This window comes from Mesorhizobium sp. M0306 (assembly GCF_040321655.1).
Classification (GTDB): domain Bacteria; phylum Pseudomonadota; class Alphaproteobacteria; order Rhizobiales; family Rhizobiaceae; genus Mesorhizobium.
In genome coordinates, this window is record NZ_JAMYRY010000025.1 from 1 (window position 1) to 18,181 (window position 18,181).

Annotated in this window: 15 protein-coding genes and 3 pseudogenes; 9 read left to right on the forward strand and 9 right to left on the reverse strand. The window is 58.1% G+C overall.

The genetic code is table 11. From position 1 onward, the window contains the following. Positions 1-1,645 precede the first annotated feature (1,645 nt). Positions 1,646-1,807, reverse strand: coding sequence for a hypothetical protein (locus NKI95_RS25865; protein ID WP_167522729.1), 162 nt, complete (start codon positions 1,805-1,807; stop codon positions 1,646-1,648). A 223-nt stretch (positions 1,808-2,030) separates the two neighbouring features. On the opposite strand from NKI95_RS25865, the gene NKI95_RS25870 reads away from it, so the two are divergent. The 3 genes and pseudogenes from NKI95_RS25870 to NKI95_RS34510 all read left to right on the forward strand — a co-directional run bounded on the left by NKI95_RS25870 (position 2,031) and on the right by NKI95_RS34510 (position 4,240). Then, a complete protein-coding gene (locus NKI95_RS25870) occupies positions 2,031-2,702 on the forward strand; it encodes a Crp/Fnr family transcriptional regulator (RefSeq protein ID WP_029356805.1) in 672 nt (223 codons plus the stop codon). A gap of 138 nt (positions 2,703-2,840) precedes the next feature. Next, positions 2,841-3,307 (forward strand): annotated as a pseudogene (locus NKI95_RS34505) (DUF4062 domain-containing protein); the annotation flags it as partial. 600 nt (positions 3,308-3,907) lie between these two features. After that, the gene (locus NKI95_RS34510) at positions 3,908-4,240 is read left to right on the forward strand and encodes a hypothetical protein (RefSeq protein WP_502908392.1); all 333 of its coding nucleotides are present in this window, start codon (positions 3,908-3,910) and stop codon (positions 4,238-4,240) included. Between the two features lie 620 nt (positions 4,241-4,860). On the opposite strand, the gene NKI95_RS25885 is transcribed toward NKI95_RS34510, so the two are convergent. The 6 genes from NKI95_RS25885 to NKI95_RS25910 all read right to left on the reverse strand — a co-directional run bounded on the left by NKI95_RS25885 (position 4,861) and on the right by NKI95_RS25910 (position 12,193). Then, complete coding sequence (locus NKI95_RS25885) at positions 4,861-7,062, reverse strand: xanthine dehydrogenase family protein molybdopterin-binding subunit (protein WP_352720236.1); 2,202 nt, start codon at positions 7,060-7,062, stop codon at positions 4,861-4,863. A gap of 3 nt (positions 7,063-7,065) precedes the next feature. Next, on the reverse strand, positions 7,066-7,524 hold the full coding sequence (locus NKI95_RS25890) for a (2Fe-2S)-binding protein (protein WP_352467057.1): 459 nt from the start codon (positions 7,522-7,524) through the stop codon (positions 7,066-7,068). Positions 7,525-7,874: 350 nt separating this feature from the next. Further along, positions 7,875-8,063, reverse strand: coding sequence for a hypothetical protein (locus NKI95_RS25895; RefSeq protein ID WP_352720339.1), 189 nt, complete (start codon positions 8,061-8,063; stop codon positions 7,875-7,877). Positions 8,064-8,711: 648 nt separating this feature from the next. Next, positions 8,712-10,127: a mannose-1-phosphate guanylyltransferase/mannose-6-phosphate isomerase gene (locus NKI95_RS25900; RefSeq protein WP_352589324.1), complete on the reverse strand. Its 1,416-nt coding sequence runs from the start codon at positions 10,125-10,127 to the stop codon at positions 8,712-8,714. 242 nt (positions 10,128-10,369) lie between these two features. Then, positions 10,370-11,359, reverse strand: coding sequence for a nodulation protein NodZ (locus NKI95_RS25905; RefSeq protein WP_352720238.1), 990 nt, complete (start codon positions 11,357-11,359; stop codon positions 10,370-10,372). Positions 11,360-11,752: 393 nt separating this feature from the next. Next, positions 11,753-12,193 (reverse strand): hypothetical protein, encoded by a 441-nt coding sequence (locus tag NKI95_RS25910; RefSeq protein ID WP_352720239.1) that lies wholly within the window; start codon positions 12,191-12,193, stop codon positions 11,753-11,755. On the opposite strand from NKI95_RS25910, the gene NKI95_RS25915 reads away from it, so the two are divergent. The 3 genes and pseudogenes from NKI95_RS25915 (at position 12,159) to gmd (ending at position 14,530) form a co-directional block, all read left to right on the forward strand. Then, positions 12,159-12,632 carry a hypothetical protein gene (locus NKI95_RS25915; protein WP_352467054.1) on the forward strand — a complete coding sequence of 158 codons (474 nt, stop codon included), beginning with the start codon at positions 12,159-12,161 and terminating at the stop codon, positions 12,630-12,632. The two genes, NKI95_RS25910 and NKI95_RS25915, sit on opposite strands and share 35 nt — an antisense overlap. 370 nt (positions 12,633-13,002) lie before the next feature. Further along, positions 13,003-13,318, forward strand: a pseudogene (locus tag NKI95_RS25920) (nodulation factor ABC transporter ATP-binding protein NodI); the annotation flags it as partial. A 141-nt stretch (positions 13,319-13,459) separates the two neighbouring features. Beyond that, positions 13,460-14,530, forward strand: a complete 1,071-nt coding sequence (gmd, locus tag NKI95_RS25925; RefSeq protein WP_023718702.1) for a GDP-mannose 4,6-dehydratase — start codon at positions 13,460-13,462, stop codon at positions 14,528-14,530. 126 nt (positions 14,531-14,656) lie between these two features. Here the strand turns inward: gmd and NKI95_RS34515 are convergent. Both NKI95_RS34515 and NKI95_RS34520 read right to left on the reverse strand, forming a co-directional pair. Further along, positions 14,657-15,078: pseudogene (locus NKI95_RS34515) on the reverse strand (transposase family protein). Further along, positions 15,041-15,445, reverse strand: a complete 405-nt coding sequence (locus NKI95_RS34520) for an IS3 family transposase (RefSeq protein ID WP_502909253.1) — start codon at positions 15,443-15,445, stop codon at positions 15,041-15,043. The pseudogene NKI95_RS34515 and the gene NKI95_RS34520 overlap by 38 nt, the downstream one beginning before the upstream one ends. 446 nt (positions 15,446-15,891) lie before the next feature. On the opposite strand from NKI95_RS34520, the gene NKI95_RS25940 reads away from it, so the two are divergent. From NKI95_RS25940 to NKI95_RS25950, 3 genes are read left to right on the forward strand one after another with little or no spacing between them, the layout of a single operon-like run. Further along, a complete protein-coding gene (locus NKI95_RS25940) occupies positions 15,892-16,578 on the forward strand; it encodes a phosphoribosyltransferase (protein WP_352720241.1) in 687 nt (228 codons plus the stop codon). A gap of 3 nt (positions 16,579-16,581) precedes the next feature. Beyond that, on the forward strand, positions 16,582-17,547 hold the full coding sequence (locus NKI95_RS25945; RefSeq protein ID WP_352720244.1) for a DNA-processing protein DprA: 966 nt from the start codon (positions 16,582-16,584) through the stop codon (positions 17,545-17,547). Then, positions 17,548-18,054 (forward strand): HAD family hydrolase, encoded by a 507-nt coding sequence (locus NKI95_RS25950; RefSeq protein WP_352720246.1) that lies wholly within the window; start codon positions 17,548-17,550, stop codon positions 18,052-18,054. The last annotated feature ends 127 nt before the right edge of the window (positions 18,055-18,181 follow it).

Here is an 18,181-nt window from a genome sequence, read left to right on the forward strand (position 1 = left end):
CCGACGGCGAGGTTGACCCGGCACGGGGTGCTCGTCGCATATCCTGATTCCGCTGTCGCATGAACCCCACGACTTCGCTTAGCGAAGCCGAAGTTGATCTCTGCCATCTACAAGGTCGAAGCATCAACCCCGCATATTTGTGTCGTAAGCTGACGTGCCGCGAATACGCCTTTTTCGGTTGGCGGGCTTTATGGCGGACGCGCAACCTATTCTTGTATTTTTATCAACGTAAACAATGTCGTATGGCGGAGAGGGAGGGATTCGAACTCCGCGCTTGGAAAAGCGTCCCTCGGCGGTATCCCTCTACCGACTCGAACCGCGACCGTTTCTTAGGTCGCGCCTACCGTTTTGCACGCCCTCCCCTGCCCGGCCGTGGCGGAAGGTTGAACCAGTTGGGCGACTGCTAGGTTCCAGACTGGAGGTAAGGTCGGCTCGCTAAAAGCACGGCAGGTGGCATGCGGCACATGCGCGACAACGGCGGCGGAGGGTTTGAGAGGGCCGGAGCCCCGAAAGCTTTCGGCAGTTCGAACGATATAGTCGAACGGCCGAAATCGGGGCGCAAAGCTGCCATTCGGCACAAAGATAACAAATAGCATCGGCGATCGGCTGAAGCCGCTCCTTGTCAGTCTGCTGGCGAACCGCGTAACCGGGACAGATTTCCGGGCGAAGGGGTTTGCAGGCGAGCGCGTTCGTGATTCACCCTATGCGTGACGCTACCACCGACTGATTCGTTTGAAGGCTGTCGCTCGCGGAACTCCGCGGGTTGGTTACTGCGCTGATCGGCGAAGTGCGCGGTCCAAACATGGTTCGAAGTGGTCGATCGCAGGGCCGCGTCGCACGGTGCAGAAGGCCATGCATCGTTGATTATGCGCAAACTGCTATCGCGCGCCTAGTCGGAACTCGCGCATCGAACAGTACATCACGTCTTCCGTCCCCAGCGCACCGGCGGCCTCCCCGCTCGCAATCCAAATAGACGTCTTTCAGCTGTTTGATTGGCATGTCAGCGTGAGCGAACGCGAGGTCCTGAGCGTCAGAAGCCGACAATGAAGCCGGACTGATTGCGATCAGCACGGTGCCGAGCGTCACAGGCGCGAGGGACTTAACAACTGACATGATCATTTTGAGATCCTCCCCAGCTCCCGTCGGTCAACATTCAGTCCTTGGGGTCGCAGGTGTAGTGCCGTTCGAAGGTCCCGTCCGCGCGCCGCTGCTTGTCGAAGCCGCGATGTAAGGCTCGATCGCGCGCTCGTGGACCAGCCAAAGGGGATCTCGGCCGAGGCGTAGCCACTGCCGGCGGCCAACCGTTTCGGGATCGAGGCCGAAGCGATCCTGGTGCGCTCGATCGTCGTGCCGGCCGCGCCTGCCTCCGCATGACGGATGGCGCGGCTTCGCAAATCGCACATGATTTCGTCACGTGAGATGCCGATGTCGCCAAGAACGTCATCGGGTAAACGGCTCAACTGGTCCGTTGCCGACAAGAGAGCTTTTCGCTCGGCGCGGAGGCGTAACCACCTGCGAAATGGACCAATGGCGGCAGCATGAATTATAACCATGATCAGATCGTCCCTTCATTGATCTGAATTGACCGGTACGGAACGGCGCGAACGGCACTCCGGGCGAGAGCGTCAGCCGTCCGCGAGGCAAATTAGGCGTAGTGGTCGATGGATTGGTTTTGCCGCGGCGTGCCCATACGGCGGGCGGTGGCTGGCCCCGGGCCACGCATGTAATAAAGCTCCGGGCGGTAGCGCGGCGCGACGAATTTGCGAAACCCCGCAGCAAGTTTTGTGACGGGAGCCAAGAATTTCATGACTGTTCCCTTTCCCTTCGCCGGCTTGCACACGAGCCGGCGGGCCTGACGTGCAACAAGGATATGACAGTCGAACCAGGCTCGGCTGTGGGAATTCCCACACCGGGGAAAACATTGGCGAAATCCGCTCCCAGTTTGCATCCCGGAAAGCGGGGCCTGCGGCCATCAAATTTCCTTGGATAGGGAGTAAGGTGAAGTACACTTGATTGAACAAGAGACCGTTGTGACAGGCTCTCTGGCCTTCATCTCAAGACTTTGCGATGCCGACCTCGCCGCGCTGACCAAACGGTGGCACGAGCGCAGCTATCGACACAACGAGCTAATCATTTCCCACGGCGACACTGGTCGCGATGTCTTCTTCCTGCTGGAAGGACGGGCTCGCGTGACACTGGTTTCAGCGGACGGCAGGGAGATAGCGTATCGCGATGTCGAACCGGGTGACATTTTCGGGGAGCTCGGAGGCATTGACGGGATTGCACGCTCTGCCAGCGTAGTCGCGCTGGAGGCAACCCGCGCTGCACGGCTGTCCGGCACAGCATTCCGGGATATCGTGATGACCCACCCGACTTTTGCCTGGATGCTGCTTGAGCATCTGTCTGCCCAGCTCCGGCGCATGACCGAGCGGGTATTCGAATACAGCACTCTGGTCGTGCGAAAACGGCTGATCGTCGAGCTCCTGCATCGGGCGGAGAAAGCCGCACTCGTGGACGGCGAGGTGTCCATAAGCCCGGCACCGACGCATTCCGAGCTGGCGGCAACGATGAGCACGCACAGGGAAGCGGTCTCGCGCGAAATGAGCGACCTCGCCAAGAGAGGCCTGATCGAAAAGCGCGGCAGCAGGTTATTGCTGCATGACGTCTCGGCACTACGGGCGCTGGTCGACAAGAAGGAATAGCGAAGGCTGTCGCTGCGGCGGGGGCACCGCACGTTTCATACTCCTCGGCCGCAAGTGATTATTCCTTCCGGCAAACCGGGCAACCTAGCGTGCCAGCGCGCGGATCGGACTTTGATCGCTTCACCCCTTGCAAGAATCATGACTCGGCTTCTTGATGCGGGCACGGAACGTTATCCCCAGCCTGCTTGCAGACTTACAAGGGCGGATCGAAGGGTGAAGCCGCATGACGTTAAATACCAAATCTTCGTCAGCTCGACCTACGCCGATTTGGTGGACGAAAGACGGTCGGTCATCGAGTCCGTCTTAACCTCGGGCATATTCCTGTGGGGATGGAGGCATTCCAAGCCAGCGACGACACTCAATGGGATTACATTAAGCGGCGCATCGATGACAGCGACTACTACGTACTCATCGTAGCAGAGTGGTACGGCTCAGAGTTGAAGGGTAAGAGCTACACCCAGATGGAGTACGAGTACGCCGTCGCCCAAGGCGTGTCTACCGTGGCGTTTTTGCTCGAAGGCGGTGCTCGCAAGACGTGGGCCGCGGAAAAGGTCGAGTTCGAGAAAAAGGCCAAACTCGAGAGATTCCGAAAGCTGTATGAAAAGAAGCTCGTCAAATATTGGCGCAACAAGGACGATTTGGCGGGTAAGGTTGCGATGGCTATTAGACGTTATGACCGTGGTCTGAGCGGCGGCCCGCCCTTAGTCTTTGCAGCTGTTAAGCAAACGGGGGTTGCTCGGGAGTGCCGAGCCGAGCCCCAAGCGAAGAAAGGACGAGCCATGGAGCAAGATAACGTTTTTTACGTCGGTGTCGATGTGTCGAAAGCCAAGCATGCTGTTGCGATTGCCGAGGGCGGACGCGGTGGAGAGGTCCGGTATTTCGGCGAGGCGTTCCCCGCGCGTCGTCACCGGAACGTCGTAGCCGTGAAGCCGAACCGTGACGGTCCCGTCATCATGAACAAGCGTCACCTCGCCAGTCATCGTGATCGTGTCGCCTTCGGACAGTTTCGCCATCGGCATCGCCCTCGCAAAGGCCGCCGCTGAACTGGACGTGGAAAGCGCCATCATCGACGGTGAGATCGTCGTATTGAACGAGACTGGCCTGTCTGACTTCGGAGCCTTGCGGAAAGCCATCACCCGACGCCAGCACGACCTCTATTCGTCGCCTTCGATCTTCTGCATCTCAATGGTCACGACCTGCGCGACATGGCGCTGGAGGACCGCCGCGAGATCCTTGCCGAGATGATCCCGGACGGTGGCCGTATCCAATTCAGCCAGGCGCTTCCCGGCGAGGCTAAGGCGATCTTCCCACCTGATAGACCAGGCGGGGCTCGAAGGCATGGTGTCGAGGCGCAAGCACAGCAAATACCGGAGCGGCAATTGCGACTGGCTGATGGATTGACCCACGACCTCACCACCGATTTGGCAAGCTTTCCGGGGCTCGTTCTCGAAACGATTGCCATGATCCACCCTGAGCTTTCCAAGCTCAGAGCTCCGGGGGTTCGAGTCCATGTTATGAGCGCTTTACAAAAAATCTAATAGAATCAATTGCTTAAATTCATGTTTTGGTGGGCCCGGAGGGTGTTCATAAAGCGATAAAAATCAATTTCTTAGAGATCAGTGGGACTTCAGAGTATTCAAATCTTTTCCAATGTTTTTCGATGTTGTTGTCCCACTCAGAAGTGCCTCAGTCCACCAAGCCGACGCACTGAACGCCTCACTCGGAAGGGAGGTTTGCGCAAGGCGAAAGGAAGATCGCGTCGGTGTGCAGCCTTCCTGAGAAAGGTCGCGGTAGCGCCAACTGCTGACGCTCAGCGCGAAGACATCAATGTCCTGTTATGGGGCCGTCAGAGGACCGGCCGCTTCTCGCGCCAAGAAAGCGATAGCAGACATGCAACTAGGTGGTACAAAGTCTCTAGCGTGACCCTTTCGAGACATTTGCGTGCGGCATTTGCGTCTCGAAAGCGGTTCTTTAGTGCTACCAGCACCAACGACCGTCTGCGGTCGTTCAGAACACGGGTTACAGTCTCTAAACCGGATATTGGACCGGGCAGCCGCCGGAAATTGATCGAATGGAGGTGATCGCCTGTCAGGAGGCGTTCAAAAATGACCTACGACCGCGATCTTCATCGCGGCCGTTTTCATGGTGTCATTCCCGGCTATGCTGACAAGTTCTTTATGATCGGCAGCTTGCGGATCGTCTTGCCCGTCGCCGCCCGTAGCGCGTTGGCGACGGCCGGGCCGATCGGCGGCACACCCGGCTCGCCAACGCCCCTGGGCGGCTCGTCGGACGGCACAATGTGCACCTCGACGCGCGGCATCTGCTCGATCCTGAGCGGCATATAGGTGTCGTAGTTCTCTTGGTCTACGACACCGCCCGTCAGGGTCAGCTCCTCCTGGAGGATCGCGCCTAGGCCGAAGCCGATACCGCCCTCCATCTGAGCGCGGATCTGGTCAGGATTTATCGCGGTGCCGCAATCTACCGCGCAGACGACGCGGTCGACTTTGAAATCATTTCCATCGTTGAAGGTGATCTCCACCACCTCGGCGACATAGGTCGAGAGGCTTTCATGCAGGGCCACGCCGCGGAAACGGCCTTCCGGCAGAGGCTTGTCCCAGCCTGCCTTCTCAGCAGCCAATTTCAGCACGCCGGCATGCCGTGGATGGTGACCGAGCATCGACAAGCGGAAGTCGACCGGATCACGGTTCGCAGCGGCGGCGAGCTCATCGATCAGGGTTTCCATTGCGTAAGCGGTGTGGGTGGAGCCTACCGAACGCCACCACAGCACTGGGATGTTCACGTCCGTGGTGGTCAGCTCGACCTTCAGGTTCGGGATCGCATAGGGCAGGTTGGTGGCGCCCTCCACGGAGGTCGGATCGATGCCGTTCTCGATCATCGCCGCAAAGGGCGAACCGCCCGCGATCGATTGGCCCACGATGTGGTCATGGAGAGCGACGACATTGCCTTCCTTGTCGAGCCCCGCCTCGACTGCGTGCACATAGGTCGGCCGGTACCGCCCACCCCGCATGTCGTTCTCGCGGGTCCACTGCACCTTCACTGGCTTGCCGGGTCCCAGTGCACGCGCTGTGGAAACAGCTTCTATAATGAGATCTGCGTCCGAGACCGCTCGGCGGCCGAAGCTGCCGCCGGTCTTCATCACGTGCAGCCTCACCTTGTCCGGCGTGGTGCCGCCTACTTTAGCGGCAGCCGCCTGATAAAGGTCGGGCATCTGGTGTCCGCCCCACACGTCGATGGTGCCGTCTTCGTTGATTCGGGCGGCCGCGTTGAGTGGCTCGATCGAAGCATGGACAAGATAGGGGAATTCGTAGTGCCCTTGGATGACTTTCTCAGCACTGGCCAACGCTGCGGGAGTGTTACCGTCGTCGCGCGCGGTGGCCGCGCCCGGATCGTCTGCTGCCTTAGTGTATTCGGCCATGATCTCGGCCGTGCCGCGCCTTTCGGCCTTCTCTTCGTTCCAGGTCACCTCCACGAGATCGCGGCCCTTGAGCGCCGTCCACATGTCCCTGCCGACGACGGCAATGCCGCGCGGCGTCTGGACGACATCGACAATGCCGTCGAGTGCCTTGGCCTTGGAGGCGTCGAAGCTCTCGATCTCAGCGCCGAACTTCGGCGGATGGATCATAACGGCCGTATTGAGTCCATCCATCTTGAGGTCGATCGTGTAGGTCTGCGCGCCATTGGTCTTGCCGGCGGAATCGTAGCGCTTGAGGCTGTCCGATCCGATCTGGGCCCACTTGTCGCGCGGCTTTAGCGGCACGTCGTCGGGAACCGGCATTCCCGCTGCGGCTTCAGCCAGGTCACCGAAGCGCGCCTGCATCCCTGAGGCGTGCGACACGACCCCGGAAGCGACTGTGATCTCGCCGCCTGGCACGTCCCACCGCTGCGCCGCGGCCGCCACCAGCATGGCCCGTGCGGCAGCACCCGCCTTGCGGTAGCGCTCCCACGACGAGCTCATCGACGTGGAGCCACCGGTTCCCTGCGCGGCCCCGCCCCAGGCGAGATTGCCGTAGAGCGCGGTATTGCCATATCCGCCGACCACGTGGACCTGCGCCCAGGCGCCGTCGAGCTCTTCCATAACCAGGGTGGCGATGCCGAAATAGGAGCCTTGTCCCATCTCGAACTGCGACGAGTGGATGACGATTCGGTTCTCCGGTGTGATCTCGACATAGGTCTGGAAGGGGTTCGCCTGGACCGCTGCAGGCGTCGTTTGTGCGTTGGCGGGCGCGGCCATCATTAGCCGGTAGCCCACGGCGAAGCCCGCGGTGGTGACGGCCGTGCCGAGGAGGAACTGGCGCCGCGTGGGCCCCACGGCATTATGCTTCGGGAGAAACTGCAACATGCCTCAAGTCTCCAGCCGGTTGGCGGTCTCGTGGATGGCCGCGCGGATGCGATGATAGGTGGCGCAGCGGCAGAGATTGCCGCTCATCGCCGAATCAATATCATCGTCCGTCGGCTTCGGCGTCTCTGTCAGGAGGGCCACGGCCGACATGATCTGGCCAGACTGGCAATAGCCGCATTGAGGTACGTCGAACTCGGCCCACACGGCCTGGACCGTTTCGCCGATCTTGCCCGACACGCCCTCAATGGTGGTGATCGAGGCTCCTTCGATGTCGCCGACTGCGGTCTGGCACGAGCGCGTCGGCATGCCGTTAACGTGAACCGTGCAAGCGCCGCACTGGGCAAGGCCGCAACCGAATTTCGTTCCTGTGAGTCCGATGCCGTCACGGATCGCCCAGAGCAGCGGCATCTCTGGATCGACGTCGAGTGTTCGCGCCTCGCCATTGAGGGTAAAAGCGACCATGGCTTGCTCTCCTTGTCCTGAGCTGGCTATCTCGTTGCGCCTCCGCCCGGCTAGGAACCGGAATCTTCTTGCTGAGGCATAGCGACCACAGACTAGGATCGCGAAGCTCGAGCAACAAGCCGCTAGCTGGCAATCGCGAGATCGTGAAGTGGCTCGTGTCGAAAGGCTGGAGGCAACTGAATGTCATTTTTGGGCCCACCGGCCGGTCAGTTTCCGGCTCGATGACCTGGTTGGCAGTCATTCCGCTTCTAAGCCTAAACCCCAGACATGAACTGTAGCAGCATCATAAAAGACGACATCAAGCGGCGATTTTTCGTTGCGCTGCACCGCTAGCTCGTTCGCGTGGTTCATTATCCGCTGGTTATCCGCGGATGCTGGTTCACCATAGGTGCCAGAAACTTGCCACGCGCTATGCGGTTAAGGATGTGGTCGTCATTCGTAGCGAGCGAATGGCCGAAAATGAAGAAGCAATGGCTGGCGGTCTTCCCATTCGCGGTGAACTGCTTGAAGCCTTGGTACAGGTAGGCATTGTGACGGATCTTCGCCTTCTTCTGGGCGCTGGTGGGCTGATGAAGGGCGGCTTAGGGTCATGATTCCCGCTGCAATGACCGATGAGTCACAGACGCTGCATTTCGCGCTAGACCGCAACTGCGGTATTCTCGATCATACGCTCAGCCATCCTATTCGCACCTCGTTGCCGCCGTTCGCCGCACCTATCGATCGGAGGCCTTCCAGCCTCGCGATAGCCGCGCTATGTGGCTGCACACAACCTGACGACGAACAGGAGCAAGATTGGACATAGAAGCCAGCACAAGATCGCCCTCCCCCTGTCCTTGCTCGTTTTCATGCGAAAACAATCGAACTGAGTGCTGCGGGGATAGCGAGGTCGATTTGGCCCACTTCAGAGCGAAGTCGGCCATAAGCCATTGATATAATTTTGGTGGGCCCTGAGGGTGCTTGGAAAGTCAGAAATATCAAAGGCTATTCGACAGTGGGACTGTGTTGCGTTACTATGCTCTCCGGTCTTTTCCGGTTGATTTGTCCCACCCCTGATGCCGATTGCGGTCATTCGCCGCTGCCTTGGTCAATTCCCGATTCCACAAGCATCCGGTCCTGAGTGGGCAGACGGGCTTCCTAGTGGTAATTAGTCAGCGACACGTTGACCGTTCTCGTCACGCGGGTGAAATCTACGTTCGACCATATACGTCGTCGAAGCGAACGATATCATCCTCGCCGAGATAATCGCCGCTCTGCACTTCAATGATCACCAGGTCAATTCTGCCTGGGTTCTCCAGCCGATGCTTATGGCCGCAGGGGATGTAGGCTGATTCGTTTGTCGCCAGGAACAACTCCTGCTCGCCATTGACGATTTTCGCGGAGCCGCTGACCACGACCCAGTGCTCCGAACGATGATAGTGCATCTGCAGGCTCAGCCGCCGACCGGGCTTCACCTCGATGCGTTTGATCTTGAAGCGCTCGCCTTCCTCAAGAACCGTGTAGGTACCCCACGGCCGATGTACCGTGCTGTGGACCAGGTGAGCTTCATGTCCTGAAGCCTTGAGGCCCTCGAACAGCTTCTTGACGTCCTGAACGCGGTCGCGGGATGCGACGAGCAAAGCGTCCGGGGAATCGACGATCACCAGATCGCTGACACCGACCGTGCCGATGACGCGCTTGTCGGAGCTCACATAGCTGCCGGTCGTGTCGACCATATGCACATCGCCGCGGATCCTGTTCCCGCTTTCGTCGGGGGCGATCAAATCGGCCATTGCGTTCCAGGATCCGATGTCGTTCCAATCCATGTCGCAGGCAACCACGGCAAGTTTGTTCGTCTTCTCCATGACAGCGTGGTCGAGCGAGATTCGCGGGGCGGAGCCGAAATGCTCAGGCGCGAGTTCGATTTTGGCAAAGCCTTCGCCTTGACTGAAGCGGCCGTTCTCGTAGCTGTCGGAGACGGCCTGGATCACCGCGGGGCAATGCGATGCCATCTCGTCGAGCATGGTTTGTGCGCTAAAGCAGAAAATGCCGGCGTTCCAGAAGAAGCGCTTGGACGCGACATAGGCTTTGGCTGTGTCCAGATCCGGTTTTTCAACGAAACGGACGACTTTCTCACCATCCGCTTCGATATAGCCGAATGCCGTGTCCGGTCTGGTTGGGGTGATGCCCAATGTGGCGATCCGCCCGAGCTTCGCATGTTCGATGGCCCGGCACATGACGTCTAAAAATGCAGGCAGGTTGCCAACCATGTGATCGGCTGGGAAGACGCATAGAATCGCGTCAGGGCCTTGCGTTGCCTTGGCATGGATGGCGGCTGCCGCAACGGCTGCGGCCGTATCCCGGCCTTCAGGCTCGAGCAGAAAGGTGCGTGGCAGGACCACGGAATCTAGTTCGTCGAACTCGTCCTTGGTAAGGAAGAGGTGTTCCCCAGATGTCACGGCGACGAGTTCCACTACGCCCTTTATCGAACCGACGCGCAACACAGTGTGCTGCATCAGTGAATGCCCGTCTGCCACTTTGAGGAAAGGTTTAGGGTGCGATTGCCTTGAGGCGGGCCATAGCCGCGATCCGGCTCCGCCGCTGATGATGACGGGAACCACTTTCATATAACAACCTCGATTTCGTCTCTGGAGTGATTGCCCGCGCCCTTTCGAGCGTTAGCGTCACGATCGCCGTCGCTCTGGCTTGGTCTGCGGCCTCCGAGTAACAGCGAAGTTCTGGCGCGTTGCCGAACGGCCTCAGATGACGACGCTATCGGTATCGTACGACGCTTCCATGGCCTCGATGAGAAATGGACATTCAACTATGCCTGTTGGTTGCATCCGCCGAATTGTGCAGGTGACGGGTCTTAACTGAGACCAGAGATTCTTTGGCTGTCTTCTATCAAAATCAAACGACTTGGCTCCTTCAGATCGAACTCAATTACGCGTGGTACGAAAAGGCGTGCATATCGTGTAAAGGCGCTCGTCGGAGGAAACCGAATTACAGTATCGCAGCGCCCGAGAAGATACATCTCAACGAGGGCGGAAATTGCGCCGTCCATCCCAAGTGCTGCAGTGTGTAAGGGGCCGTCTTGATCGGATCGGAAATGCTTGGGGACGGTGAGAAGATCGGGAAACCTGGCCGACAGGTGATCCAGGATCTGCGCGCTGTCCGTGCACAAGAACAGCCGCACAGGCTTGGGGTGCGGTAACGCTTTAGCCTTATCAACCGCAGTGCACACTTGTCGAACGGCGAACTCCGGATCGGCCCAGTAGGGCGCATGGTCCATGATGTCTTCACCGTTACCATGTCGAACATGAACCCCGATGATGCTGTGCCCCTCAAAACATTGTTGGTAAATGGCATCTATGCGTGTTTGAATTTCAGACCGAGGCTTGACACTCTGGAAGACCTGCCGCTCGGCATCCTCATCGCAGCGCCACATCAAGCAAGCGTCACACACTACTGTGTTCGCTTCGACATCGTGTTCGGCCTGAAAGAGCTCGCCCAACTCGTCGCGCTCTTGGAAAATCTGCTCATCTGGGCGGTAAAGGCAGTCGATCGCTGGCCTATTCCACCACTCCGGGAAGAATGGACCCGGGAAGGAAAAGTCGTTGATCCGGTCGTCGCAAATAGCCGGTACGCCAGCGATGTCATTGATCGGTTCGAAGAACACCGGAAAGGCATTTGTGAAGGGTTGGTCGAGATAGCAGGACCCGCGCCAGTCGACGGCTAGCGTTCGTCCCGACCGCTGAGCGTAGCGCCAAGCGGCCGCCAGCGACCATAGACAATCACCGAACCCCGTACGCCTCTGAGAGACGACGAACCTGCGCTTTACCAATCCACTGACCTGCATTTTCGGAAATCTCGTTTCAGAGACGAGGTTGCATCTGGCTTGGGATCCCTTAATCGATACTAGTCGACCGTTACGCCGGGCGATTTGGTAGAGGCTGCGCGTGGGGCAGAAGAGCTCCCTCTGCACTGCCTATCCTTATCTCTGTGACGCTCGCAAATCTTGACGCCGGGTACTCCCGCTTCCGGTTAAATTCAGCGTTCTCTAATGCGCCGGGCGACATCTGTAAAATTGATTGCGTGGATGTGGCCCATCCATGTGTTGGATACTAAGGCATTCCTTGATGATGGGCCTCTGCTGACGCGAGGCCGCGCTTTGCTAAGCGAAACAGCCGTTCGAGGCAGTCCACAAAGTCCCTTTTTCAAGTCCAATTCTTAACTGCCTCAACGTAACATGTCATTTGCGGGCGTTTCCTGAAGGACGGATGTGCAGGACCCGCCAGCCGTCGAATGTCAGGCGCAGGCCATCCACGTCATTTATGGCCATCATGGCGTCCGGTCCCATCGAAAGATGCGACACGGCGCCCTCTGACGCTTTCAAGTGCGCCAACATGGCGCAACTCGTGTCGACCGGATAGCTTTCGATCCGGCCGGACTGAGCGACTGGCACGCGATGCTGTGCGACGACGGCCAGAGAGGAATTTTGGCGTCTGCAGCCATGTGGAGGATCGTTCCGACGGTTCTGCGGGTTCTCGGTGTCGGAGCCGACACCTGTGCGAACCCGCTCTCGTCCGTTTTCGACAGGCCGTTGAGGTTCATGACCCTGTTGTTCGCCGAGATCACCCGCCAGTTCAGCGATCCAGGTGAAGATCGGCACGCCTGTCGATGCGGCGATCATCGCCTCGGCCAGCGAAGATGATGAAGAGGGCCATTGGGTCAAGTACAAGCGCCGACCAGCGTTTCATTGCTTCAAAGCCCATTTCGGTGCCTACGCCGATACGGCCCTTGTCGAGGAGATCGCCGTCACGGCGCCCACACCGAGGACGGCAACGCCGTTCCTGATGCTCTGCCCGACAATCCCGGCGAAGTGTTTGCCGACAGCGCCTACCGAGGCAATCATCTCGGCGACGCGGTGCGCGCCAAGGGTGGAAGGCCGCGCATCGTCGCAACCGCTGTGGGGGCGCGACGAGGCCGAAAGCTCGACGCCTGGAACCAACCGATCCACAGAATTTGTACTCGGATCGAGAAGATCTTCGGCACCTGTAGCCGGATGCGATGGCGAGGGCTGGCAAAGGCGGCCGTTCAAATTCGCCGCACTGCGATCGCCTACAGTATGAAACACAGTTTGATGGTCGCCTCGTCCCCCCATCGTTGAAGCCCAGCTACCGTTTTCGGGCTAGCGCGCCCGAAATTCCTTGGAGGTCAATACGTAATGCCCTACCCGGCTTTTCGCCGCCGTCTCAAATGTGCGGTTCGCCCAAAGCCCCCGACTGCCACGAACTTTGTCTTCGCGCGGAGCGAAACCTCGCGCCCACGACTTTGTGCCGCCGATGTGCCGCGCTGCCCTGTCAAACAATCCATTTTGTGGATGCACCTCATCCAAACAATCGATTTCACTGATCAAAACAATTTCCATTAGAAGACGCTGAAGCAGGCAATGATTAAGATTACTTGGTTAGCGCAAGAGAGCGGTAAGGTGGAGTTGTCGGCTTGGACCCACATGCCCGCAATTTTATCTGGGAATGGCTACGTGCCCTGTTGGCGCAGGGCAAGACGATTCTACTGGCCACCCACTTCGTGGAAGAAGCGGAGCGGCTATGCAACCGACCTGCGTGCTTGAGAACGGACGTAGACTCCCAGGAGGGCGTCCTCACTCGCTGATTGATGAGCAAATCGGGTGCGACGTGATTGAAATCTATGTCGCTCACCCCGTGAGCTGAGTTCGGCACTCAGGCCGCATGTGCGACTTAGGCAGGTTAGCGGCGAGACTCTGTTTTGCTATGCCTCCAAGCAGGAGCAGGTGTGCTCGCTGGCTGACACTGTCAATGACGAGCTCCGCGCCGCATCTGTCGAAATCCTACCATAGGGTATGGGGCGGGCCGCAGTTTGCTGGCGGTGTGGCGAGCCGGAGTCGAAACTTCAACTATAATAGAGCAGGAAGAAAATGGGCGAGAACAGGAAAGTTGCTCTGGTTACGGGCATAACGGGACAGGATGGTGCCTATCTTACCCGTCTTCTGCTGGAAAAAGGCTACGTCGTTCATGGGATTAAGCGACGTTCCTCTTCCTTCAACACGGGTCGCATCGAAGACATCTACCAAGACCCGCACGATCCCGATCCGCGCCTAATTTTGCATTACGGTGACCTCACTGATGCGACCAATCTCATCCGAGTAGTTCAGGAATCCCAGCCAGACGAGATTTACAACTTGGCCGCTCAGAGCCATGTCCAGGTGTCGTTCGAAACGCCGGAATACACAGCAAACGCCGACGGTATCGGAACATTGCGACTTCTTGAGGCGATCCGCCTCCTCGGTCTGAAGGACAAGACCCGCTTCTATCAGGCCTCGACTTCAGAGCTCTACGGCCTCGTGCAATCCGTACCGCAGAACGAAACAACGCCCTTTTATCCGCGCAGCCCTTACGCCGCCGCCAAGCTCTACGCCTACTGGATCGTGGTCAACTATCGCGAGGCCTATGGTATCCATGCTTCCAACGGCATTCTCTTCAATCATGAAAGCCCACTGCGCGGCGAAACTTTTGTGACGCGCAAGATCACCCGCGCCGCCGCTGCTATCTACCTCGGCAAGCAGGACAAGCTTTATCTCGGCAATCTGGATGCTCAACGCGATTGGGGCCATGCGCGTGAGTACGTGCGTGGTATGTGGATGATGATGCAGCAGGATCAACCGGATGATTACGTGCTGGCGACGGGCAAGACGACCCCTGTCCGCCAATTCGTCGAATGGGTTTTCGAAGATGTCGGCGTCGAGCTCGAATGGCGTGGTGAGGGAGTCGACGAAAAGGGCTATGATGTCGAGACCGGCAGATGCCTAGTCCAGGTAGACCCACGCTACTTCCGCCCCACGGAAGTCGATCTTCTCCTGGGCGATGCCACCAAGGCGAAGGAGAAGCTCGGCTGGGTGCATGAGACATCCGTGCGCGAGCTCGCCGCGGAAATGGTGCGGGAAGACCTCAAGGTCATGCAGACATCGGTAATAATGAAGGAAGCATAACGTGCGATCTGAAGGGAAAAGCGGTGTGTGGGTCGCGGGCCACAAGCATGGTGGGCAGCGCTGTTGTACGCCGCCTCGCGTCTGAAGACTGCAAAGTTATGGCCGCCCTGACGTTTCCCCCAAGTTTTATCCAGACGTGAGTTCGTTTCCGGGGGTGGATTTGCCCTGATGCGCGATGGACGCGACGGGTGCTGGTGCGGAGCGTTTCACGTTGCGCAGCGCGAGCGACCGTCGCGGGTTGAAGGTCGATGCAAATTCGTTGGGTGTCTGCCATCCGATGTGCGAGTGCGGACGCGCGCCGTTGTAATCGGCGCGCCATACATTGAGCCTCGCGCGGGCCTGGGCCAGGGACGTGAACCGCGTCTCGTTGAGGAGTTCATCGCGAAGGCGGCCGTTGAGCTCTCGATGAAGCCGTTCTGCATCGGTTTGCCCGGCGCAATGTAGTGCCATGCGACGCGGCTCTGATCGGCCCATGCCAGGATGGCATTGCTGGTGAACTCGCTGCCATTTTCACTGACGATCATCTTCGGCCGGCTGCGCTCGATCATGAGTTGTTCCAACTCCCGCGCCACCCGCACCCCAAGACCGAGGAATCCGCGACCAGTGCCAGGCACTCGCGCGTGCAGTCGTCGACGGCGGCGAAGATGCGGAAGCGGCGGCCGTCGGTGAGTTGAATCCGACACGAAGTCGAGCGACCACCGTTCGTTGGGACGCTGCGGCACCAGCATGGGTGCCCTGGTCCCGATGGCCCGCTTGCGCCCGCCACGACGGCGAAAGGGCCAGCTTCTCCTCGCGATAGAGCCGGAAGAGCTTCTTGTGGTTAATGACATAGCCCTCGCGCCTCAGCATCACGAGCAAACGCCGGTATCCGAAGCGGCGTCGCTCCTGCGCGATCGGACGAGTTGGGAATGCCAAAGTGGAACGGTGAACTCAACCCATCCAGTCCGCGTGCTACGAGAGCTTTCCGGACATATCGCGGGTGTCCCAGTTTGCGCCATGGGCAGACGCTTGGCATCAATGCCTTGAACGTCTCGTAGGGGCCGGAGAACGAACCCTCGGATTTCGGTTCGGCGGCCGGCCATAGCTGTCATTGGCACTGCTGAGACCGGCCGGCGGCTTCCGACCCGACTACAGTCGTTCAGGACAGGAGAGCGGCGATGTAAAACGGACCTTGCACTTCGCGGGCAGCACGAATCATATCTGTCTCAAAAGTGAGGTGCAGGACAGATCGGATTTTATCGGAAATCCATTGACTAAGTGGAGCCCGGCACCGTCCAGGCGAAAACAATTTCTCCCTTTAGTTGTAATCCACGCCTACGATCCCTAAATTCCCGGGGGCTGAGCAATGGGGAGGGGTTATAATGATTTACCACAACATGGTCGCGGGATGGATGGGGTTTCCGTACCTGAGTATTTCGAACGGCCTGACGTATTCCTACGCAATTGGTTATAAGCTAAAAGATAAGACGAACGAGCATTGGACCGCCCGCTTTATACGATTCAAAGACAAGAACAATAAGGCTGAATGGGGTGGAGCAACGGTATTCTATGAAGCTGTCCCGGCCCTCATAAATAATTTAGGCGTTAGTCCGAAGCGGACAGCATTTATTCCCGCTCTGTCATCCAGCGAAACTAAGGCTGACTCAAACAGGTCTTTGCCATGGATCGCCAAGGAATGTGCTCGCCTGTGCGGAGCGCAGTATATTGACACAGCCCTTTTGAAGAATGTGCATCAGAGGATCCATACGATCTTCTCCGGCGATGGCCGAACTGCAGAACTCGACAAAGCAAAATATCAGTCAATTAAAATAGATGCGGATCATGTCTTCGTTTTTGATGATATTATCACTCGTGGTGATACACTGTCACGCATCGCTCAAGCGGTCCTTGCCACGAATCCAAAGTGCAAGGTCTACGGTGTGGCGTTTGCAAAGGCTGAAAGTGTGGCCTACTGCCCCAATCCTGATAACGATCAAGTTCCTGCCAGGTGGGACGTTCTCTGGAAGCAAGGCGAACAGGAGCACGAAGCGAAATTCAAGAAGGGCTAGACCATGGCTGCATCGCCCATATCATCAACTTCTGTGGCCCTCACCGCCTTGATGAAACTCAAGGGAGTAGGGCGTCGCGGCGCCTTACGCATTGTCCATGGTCCCATTCCAGATGGCGATGCGAGGGAAATCATCGCTGACAGAGCGATGCGCGCAAAGCTTCCAGAAAGCGAGCTATTCAACGCGTGGGACCGCGCTGAAGTCGAACTGGAAAACACGAAAGCTGGCGGCATCAAGTTCTACTCCTTCCATGATGAAGGGTATCCGGAGCGGCTGCGAAATATCCCCGATCCTCCGGCCGTCCTCTATGTGAAGGGTGAGCTATCGGGTCTGCACGCAGCTAAATGCCTTGCTGTCGTGGGAACGCGAGAGCCTACCTCCTATGGAGAGGCCGTTGCCAGAAAATCGGCCGCAACTGCCGCCGAAGCAGGTTTCACCATCGTCAGCGGTCTTGCGCATGGCTGCGACACTCTGGGGCATGAAGGCTGCTTAGACGCTCACGGCGTAGGGATCGCGGTTATGGCGCACGGCCTTGATAAGGTTTACCCCGCCGCTAATCGCGGATTGGCTACGCGTCTGCTGGAAAACGGCGGTTGTCTCGTCAGCGAGTACCCGCTCGGCGTCACGCCGATGAGAACAGCCTTTGCAGAGCGCGACCGCATCCAGAGTGGATTATCAGATGCTGTGCTTGTCGTAGAAACGGACGTTAAAGGCGGAACCATGCATACGGTTCGCTTTTCACGCGAGCAAAGGCGAATGCTGGCTTGCATAGATCATCCAGCAAAGTGGAAGCACGAGGATAAGACAAAGGGAAATCAGATGATGATCGCGGAACAATGGGCGCGAGGCATTGCTGACGGCCCTGCTCTTACTCAATTCCTTAAGGAGATCGAAAAGGTAGAGCCTTCTATCGAGCCTGCACCAGAAAAACCAAAAAATGATGATCCTCAAACCTCGATGGCTTTCTAGATGATTATATTTGATTTCGACCAGACCCTTGTCGATACATCTTCAGTCGAGCATCTGCGCGCTGCGGGCAATTGGAAAGCCGTCATGGCGCAAGCGGCGAAACTCCCTGTGTACGATGGGATCAACGAACTGATCCAAGAACTGCATGAGGCTGGACAGACCATCGCTATCGTTACAAAAAGCCCGGACATGGTACCAAGGGCATTCATAAAAGCCCACGGCTGGCCGATAGATATTGTCGTTGGCTATCACCATGTGAAGAACCGCAAACCCCATCCAGAAGGCTTGCTGCTCGCCATGTCAAAGGCGGCGGCAGCCTCGGACGTCTCTTACCATGTCGGTGACCAGGCACACGATACCGAAGCTTCTCGCGGCGCAAAGGTGGTCGCAGTCGGTTCCGCATGGGGATGCTCCGATATGTCAGAACTGGAAGCTTCGAAGCCAGACGTTCTGTTCTCGTCGGTTGCCGCGTTGCGAAAATACTTTAAGTCCGAGTTAGGCATATAGGCAGCGGGGCCCGAAGGGCGGCACTCATTGCAAATGTCAGGATTTTTGGGACAACTGATTGGCCGCATTTTCGCAAGCCAGCCTAAGAACTGCCATTCCGCTTTCCACCACCATCAGATGTTAAACG

What these genes read in the sequence shown, in the direction of transcription:
- NKI95_RS25910 (WP_352720239.1), bottom strand. Translation starts at nt 12,193, where the DNA reads ATGATCGCCGCATCGACAGGCGTGCCGATCTTCACCTGGATCGCTGAA.
- NKI95_RS25950 (WP_352720246.1), top strand. Translation starts at nt 17,548, where the DNA reads ATGATTATATTTGATTTCGACCAGACCCTTGTCGATACATCTTCAGTC.
- NKI95_RS25890 (WP_352467057.1), bottom strand. Translation starts at nt 7,524, where the DNA reads ATGGTCGCTTTTACCCTCAATGGCGAGGCGCGAACACTCGACGTCGAT.
- NKI95_RS25900 (WP_352589324.1), bottom strand. Translation starts at nt 10,127, where the DNA reads ATGAAAGTGGTTCCCGTCATCATCAGCGGCGGAGCCGGATCGCGGCTA.
- gmd (WP_023718702.1), top strand. Translation starts at nt 13,460, where the DNA reads ATGGGCGAGAACAGGAAAGTTGCTCTGGTTACGGGCATAACGGGACAG.
- NKI95_RS25865 (WP_167522729.1), bottom strand. Translation starts at nt 1,807, where the DNA reads ATGAAATTCTTGGCTCCCGTCACAAAACTTGCTGCGGGGTTTCGCAAA.
- NKI95_RS25940 (WP_352720241.1), top strand. Translation starts at nt 15,892, where the DNA reads ATGATTTACCACAACATGGTCGCGGGATGGATGGGGTTTCCGTACCTG.
- NKI95_RS25885 (WP_352720236.1), bottom strand. Translation starts at nt 7,062, where the DNA reads ATGTTGCAGTTTCTCCCGAAGCATAATGCCGTGGGGCCCACGCGGCGC.
- NKI95_RS25945 (WP_352720244.1), top strand. Translation starts at nt 16,582, where the DNA reads ATGGCTGCATCGCCCATATCATCAACTTCTGTGGCCCTCACCGCCTTG.
- NKI95_RS34510 (WP_502908392.1), top strand. Translation starts at nt 3,908, where the DNA reads ATGGCGCTGGAGGACCGCCGCGAGATCCTTGCCGAGATGATCCCGGAC.
- NKI95_RS25905 (WP_352720238.1), bottom strand. Translation starts at nt 11,359, where the DNA reads ATGCAGGTCAGTGGATTGGTAAAGCGCAGGTTCGTCGTCTCTCAGAGG.